The organism is Microbacterium sp. NPDC097977 (assembly GCF_040302605.1).
In the GTDB taxonomy this organism is placed as follows: Bacteria; Actinomycetota; Actinomycetes; order Actinomycetales; family Microbacteriaceae; genus Microbacterium.
Map to the genome: position 1 here is coordinate 1 of NZ_JBEOUR010000118.1, position 6,065 is coordinate 6,065.

Below are 6,065 nucleotides of genomic sequence, written 5' to 3' on the forward strand. Positions count from 1 at the left end.
AGGACCTGCGGGCTGAGGTCGTCGGGCAACTGACCCGAGATGCGGTTGATCGCCTGCTGGATCTTCTGCTCGGCTGTCGCGAGGTTGGTGCCGTACGCGAAGGTGGCCTGCACGATCGACGCATTGGTGGTGCTCGTCGCCGTGGTGGCCTCGAGCCCCGGCACGCCCTGGATCGCCGATTCGATGGGGGTCGACACGTCGTTCTCGACGACCTCGGGCGAGGCGCCGGGGTACGTCGTCTGCACCACGAGGTTCGGGAGTTCGAGCGACGGGATGAGCTCCTGCTTGAGGTTCGTCAGAGCGAGTCCGCCGAACACGGCGGCGACGATCGTGATGAGCGCGATCAGTGCGCGGTTCTTGAGACTCAGGACGGCGAGGTTCGACAAGGCGGATTCTCTCTCGATCGGATCAGGCGGATGCTGCGGCGGCGGATGCGGAGGGGGACGCCGGAGAGGGAATGAGGATCCCGGCGAGGGCGTCGCGGATGAGCTCTTCGTCGAGCGGCTCGTCGTGGATCTGTGAGTGCCACAGTACGCCGTCGATGAAGGCGGCGGCAGCCCGTGCGCGATCCGTTCCGTGGACAGGCGAGATGAAGCCGACGATCTCCTCGGACCAGCGCCGGGCGAAGGCGCGGACGCGGGGATCGTGCACGGCCGCGGTCACGACCGCGCGGTCGGCCTGCACCGCCCTCGCGTCCTCGAGGCTGCGGTGCACGAGTCGCGCGATGCCCTCGGGGCTCACACCCTCTGCGGCCACCGCTCGCCTGGTCTCGTCGATGCGCACCTCGACCTCGGCGGCGAGCGCGCCGATGGCCGCTTCGCGCAGGTCGTCGAGGGTGGCGAAGTACTGGGTGGTCGACCCCAGCGGCACACCGGCGCGGGCGGCGACCTTGCGGTGCGTGAGAGCGTCGACGCCGACCTCGATGATGAGCTCGGCGGCGGCCGTGATGATCTCGAGACGGCGTGCCTCAGGGTCGCGGCGGCGGCGTGTGCCCTCGCTCATTCGGATCCCCCTGCGCTGTCATGCCTGTACGCACGTACATGTACGTTTGTACATTCTGCGCGGCGAACCTGGGCATTCGCCCGGTGCAGTGCTCTGGCGGCGCACGGAGCGAGGTCAGAGCAGCGAGCCGAGCACCAGCCCGAGACCGGCCGCGAGCAGACCGAGCAGCAGCATCCCGACAGCGTTGACCGCGGATGCCCTGCGCTCGCCGTCGCGCCAGAGCGCCACCGTGTCGAGCATCGCGGTGCTGAAGGTCGTGTAGCCGCCGAGCAGACCGGCGCCGAGGAGGAACGCCTGATCGGGCAGCGCCGCGGTCACGACGCCCAGCGCGAACGAGCCGGTGAGGTTCACGACGAAGATGCCCCAGGGGAAGCGACGACCGGCGACCTTCGCGACGCCGAGATCGACGAGGTACCTCAGCACGGCACCCACACCCCCGGCGAGCGCCGCTGCGACGAACAACAGGGGGTTCACGAGTCGACTCCTGCGCGGCGAACGGTCGAGCGAGGGCGTCCGATCCGCAGCCCGAGCACCGCCGCCGCGAGACCGAGCACGAGGCTGACCCCGGCGTAGGCGGCGGCGAGCAGCGGGGCGTGCGCCCAGAGCGCATCCGTGCCCGTCATGAGCGCACTGTACGTGGTGAAACCGCCGAGCACACCCGTACCGAGGAACACTCGCAGACCCGTGGTCTGCGGCAGCCGTGCCGCGAGGATGCCGATGAGCAGCGCGCCGAGCACATTGACCAGGAGAGTGGCGACGGGCAAGCCGCCCGCATCCGGCATCCAGAGTCCGACGGCGAGCCGTGCTGCCGTGCCGAGGCTGCCACCGGCGAAGACGAGCAGCAGCGAGCGAGAGGTCACGCGGCAACTCTAGCCTCGCCATGGCAAGGCGATCGGCGATTGTCAACCGGGTGCGGATCGGGAGCCCCGGCACGAAGACTGGGGCCATGAAGCCACTGTGGAAGCTCGACCGGACCCCGCCCACCGGCACATCGTTCGACCCGGGGGCGCGACACGATGTCATCATCGTCGGCGCGGGCCTGACCGGCCTGACGACCGCCGTCATGCTCGCGCGTGCCGGACTCGATGTCGCGGTGATCGAGGCGGGAGAGGTCGCCGAGCTCGCCACGGGAGGCAACACCGGCAAGCTGAACCTGCTGCAGGGCAAGCGCCTCGCCGAGATCCGCGCGCACCACCCGGCCTCGCTGGTGCAGGCGTACGTCGACGGCAACCGCGAGGGCATGGACTGGCTGGTCGCGTTCGCCGATCACGCCGGGGTCTCGTACGAGCGGCGCACCGATCACTCCTATGCCCAGGACGAGAGCGGAGTCGACGCGGTGCGGCAGGTGCACGCGGCGGCGCGCGAGGCGGGACTCCCGACGCGGATGCTCTCGCGGTCCGAGCTGTCGTCCACCGCGTTCCCCGTCGCGGGGGCGGTGGCGCTCGACGAGCAGGTGACGATCGATCCGGCCCTGGTGACCGACGCCCTCGCCGCGGAGTTCCTCGCCGCGGGCGGAACCCTGCACACCGGCGTCCGCGTCACCGCGACCCACGCTCTGCCCGAACCGCGCGTGGAGACTCCGGTCGGCCCCCTGTTCGCCGAGCACATCGTGATCGCCACCGGGTCTCCGATCCTCGACCGCGGTCTGTACTTCGCCAAGATGCGCGCGTTCCGGTCGTATTGCGTCTCGTTCCGTGTGCCGGGCGACGTGCCCGAGAGCACCTTCATCTCGGTCGACGACCCCACCCGCTCGATCCGTCCGGTGTCCTCTGCGGACGGACCAGGCGGCGACGCGCGACTCGTCGTCGGCGGCAACGGACACCCCGTCGGGCGCTCAGACGGCGAGGCGGCGGCCGTCGACGATCTCGTGTCCTGGGCGCGCACGTACTTCCCGGAGGCCGAGGAGACCCACCGCTGGTCGGCCCAGGACTACGAGTCGCACAACCAGATCCCCTTCGTCGGCGCGATGCCGCGCGGGCTCGGCCGCATCCGCTTCGCGACCGGATACGCGAAGTGGGGCCTGTCGAACGCCCCCGCCGCCGCCCTGCGACTCACCGCCGAGATCCTGGGGGCGAGCTGGCACGATCGTCCTGGCTGGATGGTGAAGATCGGCACGAGGCTCACCGTCCCCGCGGATCTCGCGCGCGGGGCGGTCGAGGGGGCCAAGGTCGCCGCGGCCGCGACGACCGGGTGGATCGACGCCGAGTCCCGTCCCGTTCCCGTGCCGAGGCCCGCCGAGGGAGAAGGCGTCGTCGCGCAGCGCAGCGGGCGCCCTGTCGCGATCTCGACGGTCGAGGGAGTGACCCGCGCGGTCTCGGCCGTGTGTCCGCACCTCGGCGGCGTGCTCGCCTGGAACGAGGCCGAATGCACGTGGGACTGCCCGCTCCACGCCTCCCGCTTCGCCCCCGACGGCACCCGCATCGAGGGGCCCGCGCTTCAGGACCTCACGGTGCTCCCGCGCACGAGCGGCGGGTGACGCTCAGTCCCGGGGCGGCGCGCCGGCCCCGGGAGGCGGCGAGTCCCACCCCTGCTGGGGCTCGTCGCAGTTCTCGCGGAACACATACTGCGAGACGAGCTTGCGCTGGTGGCTCGACCAGTCGATCGCCGGCCGGCGCTGCTCCGGGGGCAGATAGCCGAGCCGGTAGACGGCCATGAGCTCCAGGTCGTCGGGCACGCGGAGCAGCGCGTTGATCTCGTCCCAGCGCCCCGGCACCTCCATCGGGAACGAGATGAACTGGATGCCCATGCCCAGTTCGACCGTGGTGAGCCAGACGTTCTCCATCGCCGCGCCCATGCTGAACACCGAGTAGAACGACGACAGCTGGCCTGGACGGTACTCGCTGCGATCGAGCATCACTCCGAGCAGCAACGGGGATCCGCCGACCAGCTTGTGGTTCTCCTCCCCCAGCGTCTTGGGCACGCCGAACGTGTTCATCAGCTTCTGGCCGCGCTTGGTGAAGACCTGGCTCGTGAAGGGCCGCAGCGCCGCGGGGAGCTTGTCGAACAGCATCCCGCTGCGCTTCTCCTCCATCTCGGCCTGGCTGAAGCGGAAGTAGGGCTTGTACCGCTCGAAGAACGTGCCGTTCGACATCGCCTCGGTCATGCTCTCGCCGGAGATGCGGGCGATCTTGTCGATCGTGTCGCGGTTCTCGATGACCACGAAGCGCCACGGCTGGCTGTTCAGCTGCGAGGGCGCCCGCCCCGCCGCCTCGAGCAGGATGCGCTGATGCTCCTCCGACACGGGGTCGGGCAGGAACGGCCCGTTGGTGGTCTTGCGGCGGCGGATGGCGTCGAGCAGTTCCATGCGGTCACTTCCGGTCGGTGGTGAGGTGCGCGCACACGAGGCCCGCGACGATGAAGGGGGCCGCTGCGAGCGCGACGAGCGGATGCCGCCTGCTGTGCGTGCCCAGGTACGGGATGGCGGCGAGCGGTGCCGCGGCGGGGGCGAGCACGAGGGCCGCGCGGCGGCTGGCATGCTTCGGTCGACCCCAGACGAGCGCCGAGAACGCGGCGGCGGAGGCCACGCAGGTCGCGATGTAGATCGCGTGATGCAGCCAGCGGAAGCCACTCGTGTCGATCAGCTTGGCGGCGACGGCCGACCCGAGCGCGACGTTCGCGGCATAGGCTCCCGCCGCCACCGCGAACAGCGGGGCGGCATCGGTGCGTCTGCGGCGGGGGGCCATGGCACGACCCTACGCCCCGCCGCGGCATCCGATCTCGGTCTTGCCACGGCGGGGCGGATCCCTGCGGGTCACAGGCTGCTCTCCGCGTAGACGCGGAGCGCGTCGCGCACGAACTCCGCTCCCTGCGTGCCTCCGGCGGACGTCGCGTAGTTCGCGCCGAAGCGCGGATCGGCGACGTACATCTCGCCGAGGCCGATCACGTAGCCCCTGACGTCGCCGTCCGGCATCGCCGCAGGCGTGCCCGGGATGCTCCTGAGCCATGCCACATGACGTCGCGCGATCTCCTGGGCCTCGTCGGATGCGGGATTGATGCCCCGCTCGGCGGCGGCAATCCAGTCCCGACCGAGGTCGGAGACGCGCTGCTGCCAGTCGGCGCGCTCGTCCTCGGTCATCCCCCGCCACCAGCGGTCGCTGTCGGCGTATGCCTCGCGGCCCCACCGGCGCTCGACCTCGTCCCGGTGCCGGGTGTGATCGAATCCGTCGAACATGTTCTCTGCCATGAGTTCCTCACCTCCTCTCAGTGTCTCGATGGTGCTCTCGACCGACGCGATCTGTCGCGCCAGCCGGCCCTGCTCCTCGCGCAGCAGCGCCAGGTGGGTCCTGAGTGCGGACTGCTCGCCGCCACGAGAGGTCGACGCGTCGAGGACCTCGGCGATCTGCGGCAGCCCGAGCCCGAGTTCGCGCAGCAGCAGGATGCGCTGCAGACGCAGCAGCGCAGCCTCGTCGTACTGGCGATAGCCGTTGCGGGCGACACGAGACGCGGGCAGCAGCCCGATCGAGTCGTAGTGGCGCAGCGTCCGGCTCGTGGTGCCTGCGAGTCTGGCGACCTCCTGGATCGCCCACTCCCTCCCTGCCATCACTGCTCCTCTCATGGGTCCGTCGTGCGATGTCCCCACGCTAGGAGTTGACGCAGCGTCAAGGTCAACCACGTTCCACCCAGCGCCAACGTATGTCAGCATTCTGCACTCATATGACTATGTTTACGTTTCAGAGGCAGCACAGCCTCTCGCTGTAACGAATTTATGGAGGTGGTGTACATGTCCCTACTGGCGGCAATCGAACCGACGATGATGCGTCGGCGTGCGCAGGACGCGATCGACGATGCGATCCTGCGGATGGATGCGTGGTGGCTGGTGCTGATGGCGGCGATCCTCGTCTTCGGGGTCGCGTTCCTGGCGGCCCTGGCGCTGTGGTGCTTCTTCTCCGCCGGGGGTCGCAGATTCAGCGGCAACTGGAAGTGGGGCAAGACCGGCGTCTCCGTGTGGATCGAATGCGTCTAGACCCACGTCGCCTCCATGACCATCTGGGGGCCGTTGTCGATCAGGTTGGTGATCTGATCGACGACGATGGGGACGATCGCCAGGATGATCCCGGCGAATG

General features: G+C 69.8%; 9 protein-coding genes. 2 read left to right on the forward strand and 7 right to left on the reverse strand.

The window, feature by feature from the left end; genetic code table 11:
- The 4 genes from ABTZ43_RS16730 to ABTZ43_RS16745 all read right to left on the reverse strand — a co-directional run.
- On the reverse strand, nucleotides 1-386 hold a 386-nt coding region (locus tag ABTZ43_RS16730), incomplete at its 3' end, for an efflux RND transporter permease subunit (RefSeq protein WP_350539590.1).
- A 22-nt stretch (nucleotides 387-408) separates the two neighbouring features.
- Nucleotides 409-1,002, reverse strand: a complete 594-nt coding sequence (locus ABTZ43_RS16735; protein ID WP_056413458.1) for a TetR/AcrR family transcriptional regulator — start codon at nucleotides 1,000-1,002, stop codon at nucleotides 409-411.
- A 114-nt stretch (nucleotides 1,003-1,116) separates the two neighbouring features.
- Complete coding sequence (locus ABTZ43_RS16740) at nucleotides 1,117-1,476, reverse strand: fluoride efflux transporter FluC (RefSeq protein WP_056413461.1); 360 nt, start codon at nucleotides 1,474-1,476, stop codon at nucleotides 1,117-1,119.
- Nucleotides 1,473-1,862 (reverse strand): fluoride efflux transporter FluC, encoded by a 390-nt coding sequence (locus tag ABTZ43_RS16745; protein WP_253385360.1) that lies wholly within the window; start codon nucleotides 1,860-1,862, stop codon nucleotides 1,473-1,475. Before ABTZ43_RS16745 ends, ABTZ43_RS16740 begins: the two co-directional genes overlap by 4 nt.
- 86 nt (nucleotides 1,863-1,948) lie before the next feature.
- Here ABTZ43_RS16745 and ABTZ43_RS16750 point away from each other — a divergent pair, with 86 nt between their 5' ends.
- The gene (locus ABTZ43_RS16750; protein ID WP_350539591.1) at nucleotides 1,949-3,478 is read left to right on the forward strand and encodes an FAD-dependent oxidoreductase; all 1,530 of its coding nucleotides are present in this window, start codon (nucleotides 1,949-1,951) and stop codon (nucleotides 3,476-3,478) included.
- A 3-nt stretch (nucleotides 3,479-3,481) separates the two neighbouring features.
- Here ABTZ43_RS16750 and ABTZ43_RS16755 read toward each other — a convergent pair whose 3' ends face one another.
- From ABTZ43_RS16755 to ABTZ43_RS16765, 3 genes are all read right to left on the reverse strand, one after another.
- Nucleotides 3,482-4,306: a nitroreductase family protein gene (locus ABTZ43_RS16755; RefSeq protein ID WP_045252746.1), complete on the reverse strand. Its 825-nt coding sequence runs from the start codon at nucleotides 4,304-4,306 to the stop codon at nucleotides 3,482-3,484.
- 4 nt (nucleotides 4,307-4,310) lie between these two features.
- Entirely contained in the window at nucleotides 4,311-4,685 is a 375-nt protein-coding gene (locus ABTZ43_RS16760; protein ID WP_350539592.1) for a hypothetical protein, read from the reverse strand.
- Nucleotides 4,686-4,753: 68 nt separating this feature from the next.
- Nucleotides 4,754-5,542 (reverse strand): MerR family transcriptional regulator, encoded by a 789-nt coding sequence (locus tag ABTZ43_RS16765; RefSeq protein WP_350539593.1) that lies wholly within the window; start codon nucleotides 5,540-5,542, stop codon nucleotides 4,754-4,756.
- A gap of 180 nt (nucleotides 5,543-5,722) precedes the next feature.
- On the opposite strand from ABTZ43_RS16765, the gene ABTZ43_RS16770 reads away from it, so the two are divergent.
- Nucleotides 5,723-5,965 carry a hypothetical protein gene (locus ABTZ43_RS16770; protein WP_149424024.1) on the forward strand — a complete coding sequence of 81 codons (243 nt, stop codon included), beginning with the start codon at nucleotides 5,723-5,725 and terminating at the stop codon, nucleotides 5,963-5,965.
- The last annotated feature ends 100 nt before the right edge of the window (nucleotides 5,966-6,065 follow it).